This is a genomic window from Phytomonospora endophytica, from assembly GCF_014202425.1.
GTDB lineage: Bacteria > Actinomycetota > Actinomycetes > Mycobacteriales > Micromonosporaceae > Phytomonospora > Phytomonospora endophytica.
The window spans coordinates 1-14,343 of record NZ_JACHGT010000030.1 but is presented as its reverse complement, the minus strand read 5'-3'; the positions used below and the strand labels follow the sequence as shown (position 1 = coordinate 14,343).

The following is a 14,343-nucleotide window of genomic DNA, read 5'->3' as shown; positions in this document are numbered from 1 at the left end:
CCTGGGGCAGTCAAGGGAAAGAGCGCCCTTGACAGCCCCAGAACCTTCATGTCGTCCAATCAACGGCCGAAGCGACGGAGACACAGGTAGACGCCCAGGGGTGTGTCGCGCTGCGCGCGACCCCAGGGGGCCTGGCTCCCGAGGGTCACGGTCGTGTGGTGGGTACTGCGTCCCAGCGAACCCGGGAACACACCGCGAGGTCAACACCACCCGGACCCGCACCCGCATCCGCATCCGCACCCGCACCCGCTCTGGCTCGCGGCGGGTACCAGTCGCGGACGGCGGAATTGGGCGGCGGGCCGTGCGAGCCGAGGGTCCGCTCGCGGGGTAGCGCGGGGTAGCGCGGGGTAGCGCGGGGTAGCGCGGGGTCGGGCGCACACGGCGCCCCACGCCGCAACTCCGCCGCCATCACAACCCCGCAAGGGTGAACTCTGCCGCGTATGGCGCGGTGGTCGCCAAAGCCGCCCCGCGACCCCGTCCCCCCGCACTGCCGGCCAGGACGCCCCCGCCACCCGGTAAAGGCGGCGGAGGCGACCATCGTGCCCAGCGGCAAGCGGGCCGAAGGCCCGGAGGCGAAGCCGCGCAGCGGCTGAGCCGCATCGCGAGCGCAGCGAGCCAACCAACACAGCCCAGCAGGCTCCTTGTCTACACCCGGCGGTACCCGTCGGCCGCCATCATGTCCACGTCGGAGATCTTCACCGACTCGCCGGGCTGGGGCGCGTGGATGACCTGGCCGTCGCCGACGTAGATGGCGACGTGCCCGAGACCGGCGTAGAAGACCAGGTCGCCGGGGCGCAGGTCGCCCTTGGAGATCGGCGTCGTGGCGTTCCACTGGTCGACGGTGTAGTGGGGGAGCGACACACCCGCCGCCGCCCACGCGGCCATGGTGAGTCCCGAGCAGTCGTAGCCGTCGGGGCCGGTGGCACCGAAGACGTAGGGGATCCCGATCGCGCCGTAGGCGAAGGACACGGCCTTCCCGGCCTTGCCCGACACGTCGGGGATGTCGCCGCTGTAGGTGCTCGACTCGGTCTCGGCTTCTTCCTGGGCGAGCTTGTTCTCCAGCTCGTCCTTCTGCTTCGACAGTGTCGAGACGGTCTTCTTCGCCGCGGCGAGGTCCGTCTTGAGTTCCGCCTTGGTCGCGTTGGCGGCGGCGATGGCGGCGGCGGCTTCGTCGACGGCCCGCGTCTGTTCGCGGGCCAGGTCGGAGAGGTCGGTGAGCTGGCTCAGGAGCGTCCCGCTGCCGTCGACGGTGGTGGCGGGTGTCCCGATGAGCGCGACGGCTCCGGTGACGACGTCGTCGGAGCCCTTGATCGTCTCGTCGAGGGCCTTGATGCGCTCGGCGATGTCGTCGCGCTTTTCGACGGCCTTCTTGTAGTCGGTCGTGAGCGTGTCCAGTTTGTCCTCGGTGGTGGGCGCGGCGTGGGCCGTGCCGGGGACGAGGAAGGTCGCGACGATCGCGCCGGTGAAGACTCCGGCTCCGGCGGCGGCACGGGCGAGTCCGCGCGTCCGGGTCTTGGTGATTCGTCTGTTATGGAGCAAGTTGTGGCCGTGTGCCGACAAGACGGCAACCCTTCTTCCTTCAAGCCGCTTACCGGGTTAGCTGACGGGTTCGGGCCGGAAGATCGCCCTACCGCGCGTGTTCCGCGGATTCACCCCACGTACTCGGTGGGTCCCCGATTCGCCTCTGTGAGGCGACTCAGCGGCACTCGTACGGTCACTCCCTTGCTGGGAGTGAGGAGTACCGCACAAGCTCGGCGACGCTAACCGAGGGTGTTCGCGTTTGCCTATGGTGCAGTGGAATAGACCACACGCAATACGTGGCGTTCACGGAACAAACGGACCGCCTCTGGCAGGATGTGCTGATGCTCAAGGGTTTCAAGGACTTCCTCTTTCGCGGCAACGTCGTCGACCTGGCGGTCGCCGTCGTCATGGGTGCCGCGCTCACCGCGGTGGTCGCCGCTTTCACCGGCGCGTTCCTCACTCCGCTGATCACCCTGGTCACGGGCGGGGAGGAGAACGGCGGCAAATTCACCGTCAACGGTGTCGACTTCCCTTATGGAACGTTCATCGACGCGGTCATCACCTTCGTGCTGACCGCGATCGTCATTTACTTCATAGTCGTTTTGCCCGTCAAGACGATCATGGAGCGGATGAAGCGTCAGGAAGAGGCGAAGAAGGACGAGCAGCTCGAACTGCTCCGTGAGATCAGGGACGAGCTCCGCCGCGAGAACTCCGCTTCCTGACCATTTCGGCCAACAGTCCCGGGGGCGCGGGTGACGCGACGGCCGAGCCGTCGGTGTTCACCGGCGCCCCTTTCGCGTGCGCGGCGAATTCCGCGGAGTCGAGGTAGCGGGTCGGGAAGATGTCCCCGGCGGCGCGGCGGGCGATGGCGGCGTCGTCGAAGGGTCTCGTCGAGCCGCACAGCACGACGTTGCCGAAGCGGCGGCCGCGCAGGACGGTCGTGGAACCCAGGACGCAGCCGTGGGGGAACAGTGCCCCGATCGTGGCCGCCAGCGCCTTCGTGTACTTGAGCTGGCCGCCGTCGCCCGCGTTCATCAGGAAGGCGCCGCCGGGCCGGAGCACGCGCGCGACCTCGGCGGTGAACTCCACCGTGGTCAGATGCGCGGGTGTCACGTTGCCGGCGAAGACGTCGAGGACGATCACGTCGTAGCAGTCGTCGGGGGCGGCCGCGAGCTGTTCGCGCGCGTCGCCGATCCGCACCTTCACCTTGACCCGCTTGGGTAGTGGCGCGCTTTCCCGCACCAGCGCGATCATGTCGGCGTCGATGTCGACGGCCTGCTGGTAGGAGCCGGGCCGGGTCGCCGCGACGTAGCGGGGCAGGGTCAGCGCCCCGGCCCCGAGGTGCAGCACCCGCAGCGGCTCGCCTTTCGGGGCGAGCGCGTCGAGCACGTAGGACAGGTAGCGGACGTAGTCGAACTCCAGGTGCCGCGGGTCGTCGAGGTCCACATGGGACTGTTCGGACTCGCCCGCGTACAGGTAGAAGCAGCGCGGGCGGTCCGGGTCGGGTACCAGGCGGACGTCGTCGGTCACGGTCAGGACTTGTACTCGGCGAAGAGGTCGCTGAGGTTGTCGACGGTGGCGTCGGTCCCGGTACCGGACATGACCAGGGCGGTGTCGTAGCTGGTGTAGGCGTATTCGCCGTCGGTCACCGCGTAGGGGATCGAGTATTCGCCGATGCCGGCCTTGCCGCCGACCTGCCAGTCCTCTTTGACGCCGAAGATCCCGGAGATGTCCTTGACGAAGTCGATCTCGTCGGTGAAGCTCGGGTTCTGCACGAAGAGGATGCTGTCGGCCTTGTACTCGTCCTGGATGTCCTGGTCGAAGGTGCAGTACACGCGGTCGACCTTGTCGTCGTACTTGCCGAGCACCGTGTTGAAGTTGGTGGTCTCGGGACCGCTCCAGTCCTCACCGCTCGTCGCGACCCAGCAGGTGTCCAGCGCGGGCTTGAACGAGTCGTAGATCGTGGTGATGTCGTAGGGGACGGTGCCGCCGTTGACGGTCGGCTCGCTGTCGCTGAGGTCGCTGAAGAAGTTGCCGAACACGCCCGAGGTGACCGCCGGGTTGATGAAGGTCCCGTAGCAGCAGAAGGCGATGAGCGCGACGATCACCAGTGCGGTGATGGGGCCCTTCTTGCTCTTCTTGCGGGGGATGTACATCGGTTGCGGCTGCTGCGGAACCGGTACGGCGTAGGGGACCTGGATGACCTGCGGCTGAGGCTGTGGCGGAGGCATGCGCTGCTGGACGGGCGGCAGGATCGGCGGCCGGGGCGGAGGTGGGGGAGTGTAGGCCTGCTGCGGCGGCGAGTAGGAGGGCTGCTGGGGCCGGTACGGCGGGGGTGAGGGCGTCATCGGCGAGACGGGCGCGGCCGAGATGGGCGGGCTGGACACCGGGGGTGCCGACATCGGTGAGTTCGACGGCGCCGGGTTGGGCGCGTGCTGCGCCGGCGGCCGGTAGGGCGACTGCTGGCTCTGCATCGGGGGGCCGGAGCGCGGGGCCGACGGGGGTGCCGACATCGGTGACGAGGACGGTGGTCCGGACTGCTGGCCGGGGCCGGGCTTGGCGGCGCCGAGTTTGGCGGCGCCTTCGGCGACGGCGACCTCGGGCTGTTCGAGGACGGTCGGTGGGATGCCCAGTCCACTGTGGAGCATGCGGGCGACGAGGGGGACGCGGCTCGACCCGCCGACCAGGAACAGCCCGGACAGCTGGGCCGGTTCGAGGCGGGCCTCGCGGATGACCCGCTGGGTCTCGTTGATGGCGCGCTGGAGGAGCGGGGTGGTGAGGCGCTCGAACTCGTCGCGGGTCAGGTGCAGGTCGGTGTCGGTCTCGGGGACGTTGACCGGCGCGCTCGTGGTCCGCGACAGCGACTCCTTGGCGCCGCGCACGTCGTCCCACAGCAGCTGCCGGGAGCGGCGGTCGGCCGAGCTCTCGGGGTTCGACAGGCGGCGCCACAGTGCAGGGTCGCGCTGCGCGATGAGCTGCCCGAGGTGGTCGACGAGCGCCGAGTCGAGGTCGACGCCGCCGAGGTCGGGGAGGCCGCCGGTGGACAGGACGGTGAAGGTGTTGCCGTCGCGGCGGACGACGGCCACGTCGAGCGTGCCGCCGCCGAAGTCGAAGACGCCGAGGGGCCGCCCGTCGGCGACCTGGTGACCGAGGACGGTCGTGAAGTAGACGGCCGCGCCGACCGGTTCGGGGATGAGCCGGACGTTGTGCAGGCCCGCGGTCGCGGCGGCACCGGTGAGGATCTCCCGGCGGCGCGCGCCCCACGCGGCCGGGTAGGTCATCACGACGTCCTGCGGCATGCTCCCGGCGACCCGGCGGACCTCGCTCACGACCCGCTTGAGGACCGCGGCGAACAGGTCGGGCACCCGGTGCTCGCTGTCGCCGAGCAGAACGGTCTGCTCGTCGATGCGCTGCTTGGGGTTGGGTTCGTAGCGGGTCGGGTCGAGCCCGGCGCGGCGGACGGCGTCGCGGCCGACCTGGATCTGCCCGTCGGAGTCGGCGTAGACGGCCGAGCGCAGCAGCGGCGTCCCGTCGTCGAACAGCATTGATTTGGTCCGGCCGTCGGGGTAGGCCAGCACCGCGACGGTATGCGACGTACCGAAGTCCACGCCAAGACGCACCGCGATCTCCATTCTCAGGGGGCCGACACAGCATAGAGCCGTGGCGCATCTCGCTTGTGCCCGCGCGTGTCCTTGGTCACGGCACGGTGAAACCCCAGGTCGCGAGCGCTACGGGCGGTCGTCGCGGCCCTCGTCGGGACCGGTTGTGTTGATCTTGTTCGAGTAGTGCTCCTGGGCCAGCCTGCGCAGCCCGGCCCAGACCTGCTCGCCGATGACCGTGCCGATCACCGCGCCCTCGACGGCACTGTCCACATCGGACCGGGAGCTGACCAGGCCGACCTCGGCCTCGGCGACCAGCGCGGCGGCGTCGGCGTAGACGGGGAGCAGGACGGCGAGGTCGTCTTCGCCGAGGTCGAAGAAGGTGGCCAGTGCGTTGATCACCATCTGGCGGGCCCGGGCGCTGTCGGAGTCCCAGTCGCGTTCGGCCATGAGTGCGTCGAGTTCGATGCCCGCCCGGGCCTGGCTGGGCGTTGGCGGTCCCTGTTCGGCGGCGGCGAGGGTCGCGTGGGTGGCGGTGCCGAGGGCGTTGTGCAGGTTCTCGCCCTTGGCGTCGATCGAGTCGAGGAGCTCGCGGATCCCGGCGACCGGCACGCCGCCGACGTCGATGAGCGCGCGGATGAGCCGCAGCCGGCGCAGGTGACGCGCGTCGTACTGGGCCTGGTTCGGGCTGGTCCGCTCGCCGGCGGGGATGAGGCCTTCCCGCAGGTAGTACTTGATGGTCGGGATCGGCACCCCGCTCTCGCGGCTCAGTTCGGCGATTCTCATCTGCTCTCCCTCTTGCGATCAAGCTCCATGCTAGTGGATAGTTCGAGTATGGATACCGGACAGCAGCACTATCTAAAATCCGCCCTGCCGAGCCCGGGCCGCTTCCACCGGCCCCTCCTCTACGTCGCCGGCCTCATGGCGCTCACCGGAGCCATGGCCGTCGTCGGCCTCATCGCCGACGACCGCACGCTCACCAACATGCCCATCTGGGCCAAACCGCTGAAGTTCAGCATCTCCATCGGCCTGTACGCCCTGACCATGGCCTACCTGGTCCCCCTGCTGCGCAAGGGAAGGAAGGCCGGCTGGTGGCTCGGGACCGTCATCGCCGTCATGCTCTTCATCGAGATGGTCGTCATCGTCGGCCAGGTCTTCCGCGGACGCCCCAGCCACTTCAACGAGGCCACGCCCTTCGACGCGGCCATGTGGGCCACCATGGGCGCGAGCATCACCGTCATGTGGCTGGCCAACCTCGGCGTCGCGATCTTCCTCGCCTGGACCTCCATCGGCGACCGCGCCCTCACCCGGGGCATCCGCTGGGGCATGGGGATCGGCATCGGCGGCCTCGCCGTCGGCTACCTGATGGCCCGGCAGGACACCTCACACCTGGAGAACGTCGCCGGAGCCCACTCCGTCGGCCTTGACGACGGTGGCCCGAGCATGCCCCTCGTCGGCTGGAGCACCGTCGGCGGCGACCTGCGCATCGCCCACTTCGTCGGCATCCACGCCATGCAGGTCCTGCCCCTGCTCGCGCTGTGGCTCGGTTCGCGGGCCGTCAAGCGCGCGCGACTCGCCGACGAGGGCCTGCGCTCGCGGGTCGTGCTGGTCGCCGCGCTCGGCTACGCCGGGCTGACCCTGCTCGTCTTGTGGCAGGCCCTGCGCGGTGAGTCGCTCATCCACCCGGGCGCGACGACGCTGACCGCCGCCGGGGTCCTGGTGCTGGCGACGGGCGCCGGACTGCTGCTGGCCGCACGCGGCGGCGGGAAGCCGGTGGCGGCCGAAGGGTCGCAGCAGCCGGTCGAGGTGGCTTGAGCGACGGGGCCGAGGTGCGGGGCGCGGTCCCCCGTACCTCGGCGCGGCCCGTCTTTCTGGCAAGCCTCCAGGCGTCGGGCGACCCCACCGGGCCGCCCGCCTCGATCAGGCCCGGACGAGGCGGTTCGCCAGCGTCGACATCGTGTACGTCCCGATGCCGAAGACCACCTCAAGGGCATTGCGCTCGCTGTATCCGTGGGCCAGGAAGTCGGCCATCGCCTCGTCGGTGACGGCACCCGCGTCGGCGAGCACGGCCAGCGCGAAGAGCCGGACCGCCTCCAGGCGTTCGTCGTCGAGAGCCGCGCCCGTCCGCAGCGCGGCGATGAGTCCCTGGTCGGCGTCGAGTTTCCGGAGCTTCCCGGTGTGCATGGCGACGCAGACGCGGCAGTCGTTGCGGACCGCCACGGTCATGATCACGACCTCGCGGGCGACCGGGTCGAGGGTGCAGTCCTCGAAGCTCGCGCTCATAGCCAGGAAGCCGTTGAGCAGTTCGGGTGACCCGGCCAGTCTGGCGGCGGCCTCGGGGACCGCGCCGAACTCGTCGTGCAGTCGTTCCAGGGTCGGACGCGAGGCTTCGGGCGCGGTCGTGACGGTGTGCGTGGCGAACAAGGCGTCTCCTAGGATGGACAACATGGTTGACGATCGAATGGTAAACCAGGTTGACGACATCCGCAAGGGTGAGTCCCGGCCGGGCCACGAACTGCCCGTCCTGCTCTTCGCGGGTTTTCGCACGATCATCGACCGGGTGCACGCCGACCTGGCCGAACAGGGGCATCCCGACGCGCGGCCCGCGCACGGTTTCGCCCTGCAGGCGATCGGGCGGGGCGCCTCGCAGACCGAGGTGGCCCGGCGCCTGGGCATCTCGAAGCAGGCGGCGGGCAAGACCGTCGAGCGGCTCGTCGCGCTCGGCTACGCCGAACGCGCGGGGGACGTCGCCGACGCCCGCCGCAAAGTCGTGCGCCTCACCGAGCGTGGGGCCGACGTACTGGCGCGCTCGGCCGAGGCCTTCGACCGGCTGCGCGCGGAGTGGAGTGCCGTCCTCGGCGAGGAGCGGTTGCGCGCGCTGGAGGACGACCTGCGCGCGGTCGCCGAGCCCGGCGGTTTCCGGCTGGACGCGGCCGGGTGGATCGGCGGGATGGGCTAGCCGCCGTTATCCGGTGTGGCAGCCGCAGGAGATCCCGAGCAGCGGCCGGATCCGGCTGACCAGGTCGGCGCGGCAGCTCAGCGGACGGTCGAAGCCGAGCCGCACGTAACGGCTCTCGCCGGCGGTGAAGGCCATGCCGTAGCGGTCGAGGCGGACCATGCGCGGCAGGTCGGCGGGCACTTCGATCTGGCCCGCGGCGGCGAGCTGGGCGAGCGCGAAGGCGGCGACCTGCTCGCGGTGGTGGTCGTCGAGGTCGCCGAGGAGCTCGGCCTCGTCGGGGGCGACCGGGTCGGGTTCGGCGGCGGCGTAGGCGTCGGTGTCGACGTCGACCCAGCCGGACCGGCGTTCGAGGCGGACCTCGGCAACGTCGAGGCGGTGCAGGGTGTAGCCGTCGCCGACGGCGAGGAGGTCCCCGGCGGGGTTGATCGCGGCGAAGGCGAGGGCGGCGTCGCGGGCGTCCTCGTCGGCGAGGGGCGTCGCCCAGCCCGACAGCCAGAGCCGCCCGAGGCTGGGGGAACCGGCCAGCGGCGGGACGTCGTCGACGCACAGGAGCGCGGCCACGTCGTCGCCGGGCTCGCACGCGAGGGCGTCGGCGGTGCCGCTTCCGTCGCGGACCAGCAGCAGGGGCGTGCCGTCGGCGACGGTGGCGTGGCGCACGCGCAGGGGGCCGCCGAGACCGGTGCGGACCGTCCCGGTCAGGCGACCGGTGGCGAGTGTGCGGGTGATCTCCGCGGGGCTGGGACGCATCACGAACCTCCTGAGGTAGGTTAGGCGAGGCTAACCTAAAGAGATTGACTTGCAAAGGAGGCCCTGGTGAACCAGTCCCGGCCGAAGGTCCGGTTGTCCCGCGCGCTCGGTATTCCGCTGACGCCCAAGTGCGTCAAGTACTTCGAGAAGCGCCCTTACCCGCCCGGCGACCACGGGCGCGCCCGGCGCAAGCCCTCGGACTATTCGGTGCGGCTGCTGGAGAAGCAGCGCCTGCGCCACCAGTACAACATCGGCGAGCGCCAGCTCCGCCGCACTTACGACGCGGCCCTCAAGCGGCCCGGTAAGAGCGGCGAGAACCTCGTCACGCTGCTCGAACGCCGCCTCGACGCGATCGTGCTGCGCTCGGGCCTGGCCCGGACGATCTACCAGGCGCGCCAGCTCGTCGGCCACGGGCACATCACCGTCGACGGCAAGAAGGTCGACATCCCGTCGTACCGGCTGCGTCCCGGCCAGGTCGTGTCGGTCCGGGAGAAGAGCCGGACCATCAACCCCGTGCTGATCGCCGCCGCCGGCGGCAACAGCGACGGGCCGACCGTGCCCTACCTCTCGGTGGCCTTGAGCGACCTGCGGGTGACGCTGGTGCGCGAGCCGGTCCGCTCCGAGGTGCCGGTGCACTGCGAGGAGCAGCTCGTCGTGGAGTTCTACTCCCGCTGACGCCCGCGAAGAAGCGGTGGCCCCGACGGGGGCCACCGCCTCTTCGTGTGGGGAGATCAGGCCGCGTGGCCGCCGTCGACGGCGACGCACGAGCCGGTCATGTAGCTGCCGCCGTCACCGGCGATGAAGGCGATCGTCTCGGCGATCTCGCCGGCCTGGCCGAAACGGCCGAGCGCGGTCTGCGTCCGCTGGAACTCGGCGAAGGGGCCGTCGGCGGGGTTCATCTCGGTGTCGATCGCGCCCGGCTGGACCAGGTTCGCGGTGATGCCGCGCCCGCCCAGGTCGCGCGCCATGCCCTTGGTGAACCCGACCAGCGCCGACTTCGTCATCGCGTACAGCGTCATCCCCGGTCCCGGCGTCTTGTTGCTGACCGCGCTGCCGACGGTGATGATCCGGCCGCCTTCGCGCAGGTGCCGGGCGGCGGCCTGCGAGGTCACCACGACCGAGCGGACGTTGACGGCGAGCAGGTGGTCGAGGTCGTCGAGGGGCATCTCCTCGAAGGGGCCCATGGCGCCCCGGCCGACGTTGTTGACCAGGATGTCCAGGCCGCCGAGTTCGGCGACCGCACGCTCGACGGCCCCGGCCGAGGCGGCCGCGTCGGCGGCGTCGGCCCGGATCGCCACCGCCTTGCCGCCTTCGGCGGCGATCTCCTTGACGAGTTGGTCGGCGTGCTCGCCGGAGGACGCGTAGGTGAAGGCGACGGCCGCGCCACGGGCGGCGAGCGTGCGGACGGTGGTGGCGCCGATGCCGCGGCTCGCGCCGGTGACGAGGGCGGCCTTGCCGGTCAGATCAGACATGTCGTTCCTTAGTCGGGGGAGTCGGTTGCGCCCCTATGAACACCGCCTCATCCGGTGGGGTTGCGGCGGCCATGTCGCAGATCCGACAAAGGTCACCCGGGCGGGTGAAGCGGGGTGGGCGAGCTCGCCGGAAACCACCACAATCCACCCCTGGACGGACGCCCGAAGGTGCTTCATCACTGTCCGTCAGCTCACGATGCACCCTGTGTCCACGTCGGACGGTGTCCACGTGTTCGCTATGCTCCGTCGGCCCCGTGTTTCCCGCCAGAGCAAGGATCGACGACGTGAGCGCAGACGCCATCATCGAGGCGTATCTCAAAGGCACCGAGGACGGTCTGCGTTGCAGGCGTGCCGGGACCATGTCCGTCAACAGTGGACAGCTGTACTTCTTCGGCCCCGACAGTGACGACCTCGACGGATACTTCGGCGGCACCGAAGGCTCCCTGCCGAACGGCGACCACCCCGTCTACGTCGTCACCGAGCCCGACGAGACCGCGATCGTGCGAATGGTCCTGGTGACCTTCGGCGGCGGCGACCCCGTCCGCCGTGAGTGGCGCCAGTACGGGCCCACCTCCCTCGAAGGCGGCCTGGTCGCGTTCAGCCCGGAGTGGACCGACTGGGAGCCCGACGTCGAGGAAGGCCTCGACGAGGCCGGCGGCATCGACGTCGAGGACGGCCCCGCCTACCGGCCGGTGTTCACCACCGAGTCGGGCGACACCGTCCTCGTGATCAACATGGACGCCAGCATCTGGTACGCCTACGAGGTCTTCGACGCCGCCGGTGACCTCGTCGCCGTCCTCGTCGACTTCACCGACGGCGACGTCCCCTCCTAACCCGCGGCGAGCGCGGCGGCGAGCCGCACGGTCTGCGCGCGCAGTCGCTCCTCGCCGAGCTCGGGCAGCAGTGCCGTGACGTGCTCGGCGCCGAGCGCGGCGAGCAGGGCGTGGGCCCTGAACTCGCCGTCGCCGCCGAACAGCAGTGTCAGGTGCCGGTGCCAGAAGCGGTAGGCGCCGATCCGGTAGCGCGCGCCCGGTGCGGCGGTCTCGGACATCCGCACCAGGTCGAGGTGCGCGAACAGGTAGTCCAGGTAGGCCTCGGTGAACGCGGTCGCCCGTTCGGCGGCGGCCGCGTCCGGTCCCAGTGGGGGCGGACCGGACAGGATCGCCTCCTGCAGTTCGCCCTCGCGGTGGTCGAGCAGTGCCACCGCCAGGCCGGCCTTGTCGCCGAAGCGGCGGAAGAGCGTGCCCTTGCCGACGCCCGCCGCGGCCGCGATCGCGTCCATCGACACCGACTCCACACCGTGCTCGGCGAACAGCCGCGCGGCGGCGGCGAGGATCGCCGCGCGGTTGCGGGCGGCGTCGGCGCGTTCCTTCGGGGGTGGCGTACGCAACAGTTCCAGGCTCGTCAAACCGGACTGTGGTCCGCTACGCTTCGAGGGCATATCCGGACTGTAGTCCAGAAAGGTGGACCCGACATGGCCGCCCTCATCACCCGCACCGAACTCGCCGCCGCCATCGACGCCGGGACGGTCACCGTCGTCGACGCGCTCGGCGGCGACTACCACGCCAAACAGCATCTGCCCGGCGCGCTTCCCCTCGCGCCGCCCGAGGTCGAGGAGAAGGCCTCGGCGCTGCTGCCCGACAAGAACGCCCCGATCGTCACCTACTGCTCCAACCGCGCGTGCCCCAACAGCGGCCAGGTCGCGGACCGCCTGACCGCGCTCGGGTACACCGACGTGCGCAAGTACGCCGAAGGGATCGAGGACTGGGTGGAGGCCGGACTGCCCACCGAGCCCTAGGCAAGGCGAAGGGGGCGGGTGTCCCCGCCCCCTTCCCTCAGGTCGTCAGTGCCCCCGCGCCACCCATTCCTCCAGGTGCGGAGCCTCCGCCCCGATCGACGTGTCCGCGCCATGGCCGGTGTGCACGACCGTCTCCGGCGGCAGCCACAGGAGACGCTCACGGATCGAGTCGATGATCGTCGGGAAGTCGCTGAAGGACCTCCCCGTCGCCCCCGGGCCACCCTGGAACAAGGTGTCGCCGGTGAACACCGCCCCCAGCCTCTCGCTGTACAGCGACACCGCGCCCGGCGCGTGGCCCGGCGTGTGCAGCACCCGCAACGCGACGTCGGCGACCGGCAGCTCCTGCCCGTCGGCGAGCTCGCCGTCCGGCGCGCGGTCGGGGTGGGTCATGTTCCACAGCTCGCGGTCGTCGGGGTGCAGCAGTACGGGTGCGTCGACGAGCCGCGCGAGCGCGGGGGCCGCGTTGACGTGGTCGTCGTGGGCGTGGGTGCACACGATCGCCTTCACCGTGCGCCCGCCGACCGCGGCGGCGATGATCTCGGCGTCGTGGGCGGCGTCGATGATGATGAGCTCGTTGTCGTCCCCGACGAGCCAGACGTTGTTGTCGACGTCCCAGCTGCCGCCGTCGAGGCTGAACTTCCCCGAGGTGACGACCTTCTCCGCCCAGGCCGTCACAGCAGGACCACCGATCGCAGCACTTCCCCGCGTTCCATCCGCGCGAAGGCGTCCTCGACGTCGTCGAGGGTGATCGTCTCCGACACGAAGGCGTCGAGGTCGACGCGGCCCTGCAGGTAGAGGTCGATGAGCATGGGGAAGTCGCGTTCGGGGAGGCAGTCGCCGTACCAGGAGGACTTCAGCGAGCCGCCGCGCCCGAACACGTCGAGCAGCGGCAGGTCGAGCCGCATCTCCGGCGTCGGGACGCCGACGAGGACGACAGTGCCGGCCAGGTCGCGGGCGTAGAAGGCCTGCTCGTAGGTCTCGGGCCGGCCGACGGCGTCGATCACGACGTCGGCGCCGAAACCGTCGGTGACCTCGCGGATCGCGTCGACCACGTCGTTCTGGCGGGCGTTGATGGTGTGCGTGGCACCGAGATTGCGGGCCCAGGTGAGCTTGCGCTCGTCGATGTCGACGGCGATGATCTTCGCCGCGCCCGCGAGTCGCGCTCCGGCGACCGCCGCGTTACCGACCCCACCGCAGCCGATCACGGCGACACTGTCGCCACGTGTCACGTTGCCGGTGTTGAGCGCGGCACCGAAGCCGGCCATCACGCCACAGCCCAGCAATCCGGCGACCGCGGCCGATGCCGTCGGATCCACCTTCGTGCACTGCCCGGCGGCGACGAGCGTCTTCTCCGCGAAGGCGCCGATCCCCAGGGCGGGGGAGAGTTCGGTGCCGTCGGCGAGGGTCATCTTCTGGGCGGCGTTGTGAGTGTCGAAGCAATACCAGGGCCGGCCGCGACGGCAGGCCCGGCACTTGCCGCACACGGCACGCCAGTTGAGGATCACGAAGTCGCCGGGGGCCAGGTCCCGCACGTCTTTCCCGACGGCCTCCACGACCCCCGCGGCTTCGTGCCCGAGGAGGAAGGGGAACTCGTCGTTGATGCCGCCTTGGCGGTAGTGCAGGTCGGTATGGCAGACACCGCAAGCCCGCACCCGCACGAGCGCCTCGCCGGGGCCTGGATCGCCCACCAAGATGGTCTCCAGTCGAACCGCGGCGCCCTTACCGGGGGCCACCACGCCGCGCACCTTCTGTGACATCGCCGTCTCCCTTAGGCCGGGTCTTCGACCTTACGGGGGTTTGGGGGTGGGTGGGGGCTCGGCGCGGGAGTGATCGGGACGGGGCGGGGGCTCAGGGCGCGCGAAGGTCGACGGTTTCGCCGGCGGCGATGGCCTCGGCCGTGCCACGCCAGCTCCCGCCGGTCACCCCGGCGACGGCCATCTGCCGATCGAGCTCGGCCTCGATCTCATCGACGGACTTGTCTCCATGGCTGGCGGCAATGGCGTCGATGATGGCACTGAGCCGGTCACCCATGCCACGCCCGAGCTTCTTAGCTGCTTGGCGATCGATGCGTACGCGGGACATGGGGACATGATCTCACCTGAGGGGCGGGGACGGGGGGTTGGGATGGGTTTGGTCTTCGGGGGTGAGACTTGGTCTTGATCTTCGCGTAGCGAGTCTCGAAGAGACTCGCGCAGCGAGTTCCGGGTCCAGGGACGGAGTCCCTGGTGGGGTCTGGGGCGAAGCCCC

Annotated in this window: 17 protein-coding genes and 1 riboswitch; of the genes, 6 read left to right on the top strand and 11 right to left on the bottom strand. The window is 70.5% G+C overall.

What is annotated here, in order from left to right:
* Positions 1 to 645: 645 nt before the first annotated feature.
* The gene (locus HNR73_RS38820; RefSeq protein WP_239122169.1) at positions 646 to 1,539 is read right to left on the bottom strand and encodes a C40 family peptidase; all 894 of its coding nucleotides are present in this window, start codon (positions 1,537 to 1,539) and stop codon (positions 646 to 648) included.
* A 30-nt stretch (positions 1,540 to 1,569) separates the two neighbouring features.
* Positions 1,570 to 1,712: riboswitch (cyclic di-AMP (ydaO/yuaA leader) on the bottom strand.
* A 105-nt stretch (positions 1,713 to 1,817) separates the two neighbouring features.
* Between HNR73_RS38820 and mscL the strand changes: the two genes are divergently transcribed.
* Positions 1,818 to 2,243 carry a large conductance mechanosensitive channel protein MscL gene (mscL, locus tag HNR73_RS38815; RefSeq protein ID WP_239122168.1) on the top strand — a complete coding sequence of 142 codons (426 nt, stop codon included), beginning with the start codon at positions 1,818 to 1,820 and terminating at the stop codon, positions 2,241 to 2,243.
* On the opposite strand, the gene HNR73_RS38810 is transcribed toward mscL, so the two are convergent.
* From HNR73_RS38810 to HNR73_RS38800, 3 genes are all read right to left on the bottom strand, one after another.
* A complete protein-coding gene (locus HNR73_RS38810) occupies positions 2,206 to 3,051 on the bottom strand; it encodes a spermidine synthase (RefSeq protein ID WP_239122167.1) in 846 nt (281 codons plus the stop codon). The genes mscL and HNR73_RS38810 overlap by 38 nt on opposite strands.
* Before the next feature lie 2 nt (positions 3,052 to 3,053).
* On the bottom strand, positions 3,054 to 5,141 hold the full coding sequence (locus HNR73_RS38805) for an Hsp70 family protein (RefSeq protein ID WP_184793091.1): 2,088 nt from the start codon (positions 5,139 to 5,141) through the stop codon (positions 3,054 to 3,056).
* A 108-nt stretch (positions 5,142 to 5,249) separates the two neighbouring features.
* The gene (locus HNR73_RS38800) at positions 5,250 to 5,906 is read right to left on the bottom strand and encodes a MerR family transcriptional regulator (protein WP_184793090.1); all 657 of its coding nucleotides are present in this window, start codon (positions 5,904 to 5,906) and stop codon (positions 5,250 to 5,252) included.
* A gap of 48 nt (positions 5,907 to 5,954) precedes the next feature.
* Here HNR73_RS38800 and HNR73_RS38795 point away from each other — a divergent pair, with 48 nt between their 5' ends.
* The gene (locus tag HNR73_RS38795; RefSeq protein WP_184793089.1) at positions 5,955 to 6,935 is read left to right on the top strand and encodes an LTA synthase family protein; all 981 of its coding nucleotides are present in this window, start codon (positions 5,955 to 5,957) and stop codon (positions 6,933 to 6,935) included.
* Positions 6,936 to 7,040: 105 nt separating this feature from the next.
* Here HNR73_RS38795 and HNR73_RS38790 read toward each other — a convergent pair whose 3' ends face one another.
* A complete protein-coding gene (locus HNR73_RS38790; protein WP_203686347.1) occupies positions 7,041 to 7,568 on the bottom strand; it encodes a carboxymuconolactone decarboxylase family protein in 528 nt (175 codons plus the stop codon).
* Between HNR73_RS38790 and HNR73_RS38785 the strand changes: the two genes are divergently transcribed.
* Complete coding sequence (locus HNR73_RS38785) at positions 7,567 to 8,079, top strand: MarR family winged helix-turn-helix transcriptional regulator (RefSeq protein ID WP_239122166.1); 513 nt, start codon at positions 7,567 to 7,569, stop codon at positions 8,077 to 8,079. The genes HNR73_RS38790 and HNR73_RS38785 overlap by 2 nt on opposite strands.
* Before the next feature lie 6 nt (positions 8,080 to 8,085).
* Here HNR73_RS38785 and HNR73_RS38780 read toward each other — a convergent pair whose 3' ends face one another.
* Complete coding sequence (locus HNR73_RS38780; protein ID WP_184793086.1) at positions 8,086 to 8,826, bottom strand: DUF2470 domain-containing protein; 741 nt, start codon at positions 8,824 to 8,826, stop codon at positions 8,086 to 8,088.
* A gap of 66 nt (positions 8,827 to 8,892) precedes the next feature.
* Between HNR73_RS38780 and rpsD the strand changes: the two genes are divergently transcribed.
* On the top strand, positions 8,893 to 9,501 hold the full coding sequence (gene rpsD, locus HNR73_RS38775; RefSeq protein ID WP_184793085.1) for a 30S ribosomal protein S4: 609 nt from the start codon (positions 8,893 to 8,895) through the stop codon (positions 9,499 to 9,501).
* A 56-nt stretch (positions 9,502 to 9,557) separates the two neighbouring features.
* Here rpsD and HNR73_RS38770 read toward each other — a convergent pair whose 3' ends face one another.
* Positions 9,558 to 10,298, bottom strand: coding sequence for an SDR family NAD(P)-dependent oxidoreductase (locus HNR73_RS38770; RefSeq protein WP_184793084.1), 741 nt, complete (start codon positions 10,296 to 10,298; stop codon positions 9,558 to 9,560).
* A gap of 284 nt (positions 10,299 to 10,582) precedes the next feature.
* On the opposite strand from HNR73_RS38770, the gene HNR73_RS38765 reads away from it, so the two are divergent.
* Positions 10,583 to 11,131 (top strand): hypothetical protein, encoded by a 549-nt coding sequence (locus HNR73_RS38765; protein WP_184793083.1) that lies wholly within the window; start codon positions 10,583 to 10,585, stop codon positions 11,129 to 11,131.
* Here HNR73_RS38765 and HNR73_RS38760 read toward each other — a convergent pair.
* Entirely contained in the window at positions 11,128 to 11,739 is a 612-nt protein-coding gene (locus HNR73_RS38760; RefSeq protein ID WP_184793082.1) for a TetR/AcrR family transcriptional regulator, read from the bottom strand. The two genes, HNR73_RS38765 and HNR73_RS38760, sit on opposite strands and share 4 nt — an antisense overlap.
* 33 nt (positions 11,740 to 11,772) lie before the next feature.
* On the opposite strand from HNR73_RS38760, the gene HNR73_RS38755 reads away from it, so the two are divergent.
* Positions 11,773 to 12,096 (top strand): rhodanese-like domain-containing protein, encoded by a 324-nt coding sequence (locus HNR73_RS38755; protein WP_184793081.1) that lies wholly within the window; start codon positions 11,773 to 11,775, stop codon positions 12,094 to 12,096.
* Between the two features lie 45 nt (positions 12,097 to 12,141).
* Here HNR73_RS38755 and HNR73_RS38750 read toward each other — a convergent pair whose 3' ends face one another.
* From HNR73_RS38750 to HNR73_RS38740, 3 genes are all read right to left on the bottom strand, one after another.
* Positions 12,142 to 12,771 (bottom strand): MBL fold metallo-hydrolase, encoded by a 630-nt coding sequence (locus tag HNR73_RS38750; protein ID WP_184793080.1) that lies wholly within the window; start codon positions 12,769 to 12,771, stop codon positions 12,142 to 12,144.
* Entirely contained in the window at positions 12,768 to 13,853 is a 1,086-nt protein-coding gene (locus tag HNR73_RS38745) for an S-(hydroxymethyl)mycothiol dehydrogenase (protein WP_184793079.1), read from the bottom strand. The genes HNR73_RS38750 and HNR73_RS38745 overlap by 4 nt, the downstream gene beginning before the upstream one ends.
* Positions 13,854 to 13,944: 91 nt before the next feature.
* Positions 13,945 to 14,178 (bottom strand): hypothetical protein, encoded by a 234-nt coding sequence (locus tag HNR73_RS38740; protein ID WP_184793078.1) that lies wholly within the window; start codon positions 14,176 to 14,178, stop codon positions 13,945 to 13,947.
* Positions 14,179 to 14,343: the final 165 nt, after the last annotated feature.

Excerpts from the sequence above, each read along its gene's own strand:
- HNR73_RS38785 (WP_239122166.1), top strand. The coding sequence starts at position 7,567 with ATGGTTGACGATCGAATGGTAAACCAGGTTGACGACATCCGCAAGGGT.
- HNR73_RS38800 (WP_184793090.1), bottom strand. The coding sequence starts at position 5,906 with ATGAGAATCGCCGAACTGAGCCGCGAGAGCGGGGTGCCGATCCCGACC.
- HNR73_RS38760 (WP_184793082.1), bottom strand. The coding sequence starts at position 11,739 with ATGCCCTCGAAGCGTAGCGGACCACAGTCCGGTTTGACGAGCCTGGAA.
- HNR73_RS38795 (WP_184793089.1), top strand. The coding sequence starts at position 5,955 with ATGGATACCGGACAGCAGCACTATCTAAAATCCGCCCTGCCGAGCCCG.
- HNR73_RS38780 (WP_184793086.1), bottom strand. The coding sequence starts at position 8,826 with ATGCGTCCCAGCCCCGCGGAGATCACCCGCACACTCGCCACCGGTCGC.
- HNR73_RS38755 (WP_184793081.1), top strand. The coding sequence starts at position 11,773 with ATGGCCGCCCTCATCACCCGCACCGAACTCGCCGCCGCCATCGACGCC.
- HNR73_RS38745 (WP_184793079.1), bottom strand. The coding sequence starts at position 13,853 with ATGTCACAGAAGGTGCGCGGCGTGGTGGCCCCCGGTAAGGGCGCCGCG.
- HNR73_RS38790 (WP_203686347.1), bottom strand. The coding sequence starts at position 7,568 with ATGTTGTCCATCCTAGGAGACGCCTTGTTCGCCACGCACACCGTCACG.
- HNR73_RS38770 (WP_184793084.1), bottom strand. The coding sequence starts at position 10,298 with ATGTCTGATCTGACCGGCAAGGCCGCCCTCGTCACCGGCGCGAGCCGC.
- HNR73_RS38740 (WP_184793078.1), bottom strand. The coding sequence starts at position 14,178 with ATGTCCCGCGTACGCATCGATCGCCAAGCAGCTAAGAAGCTCGGGCGT.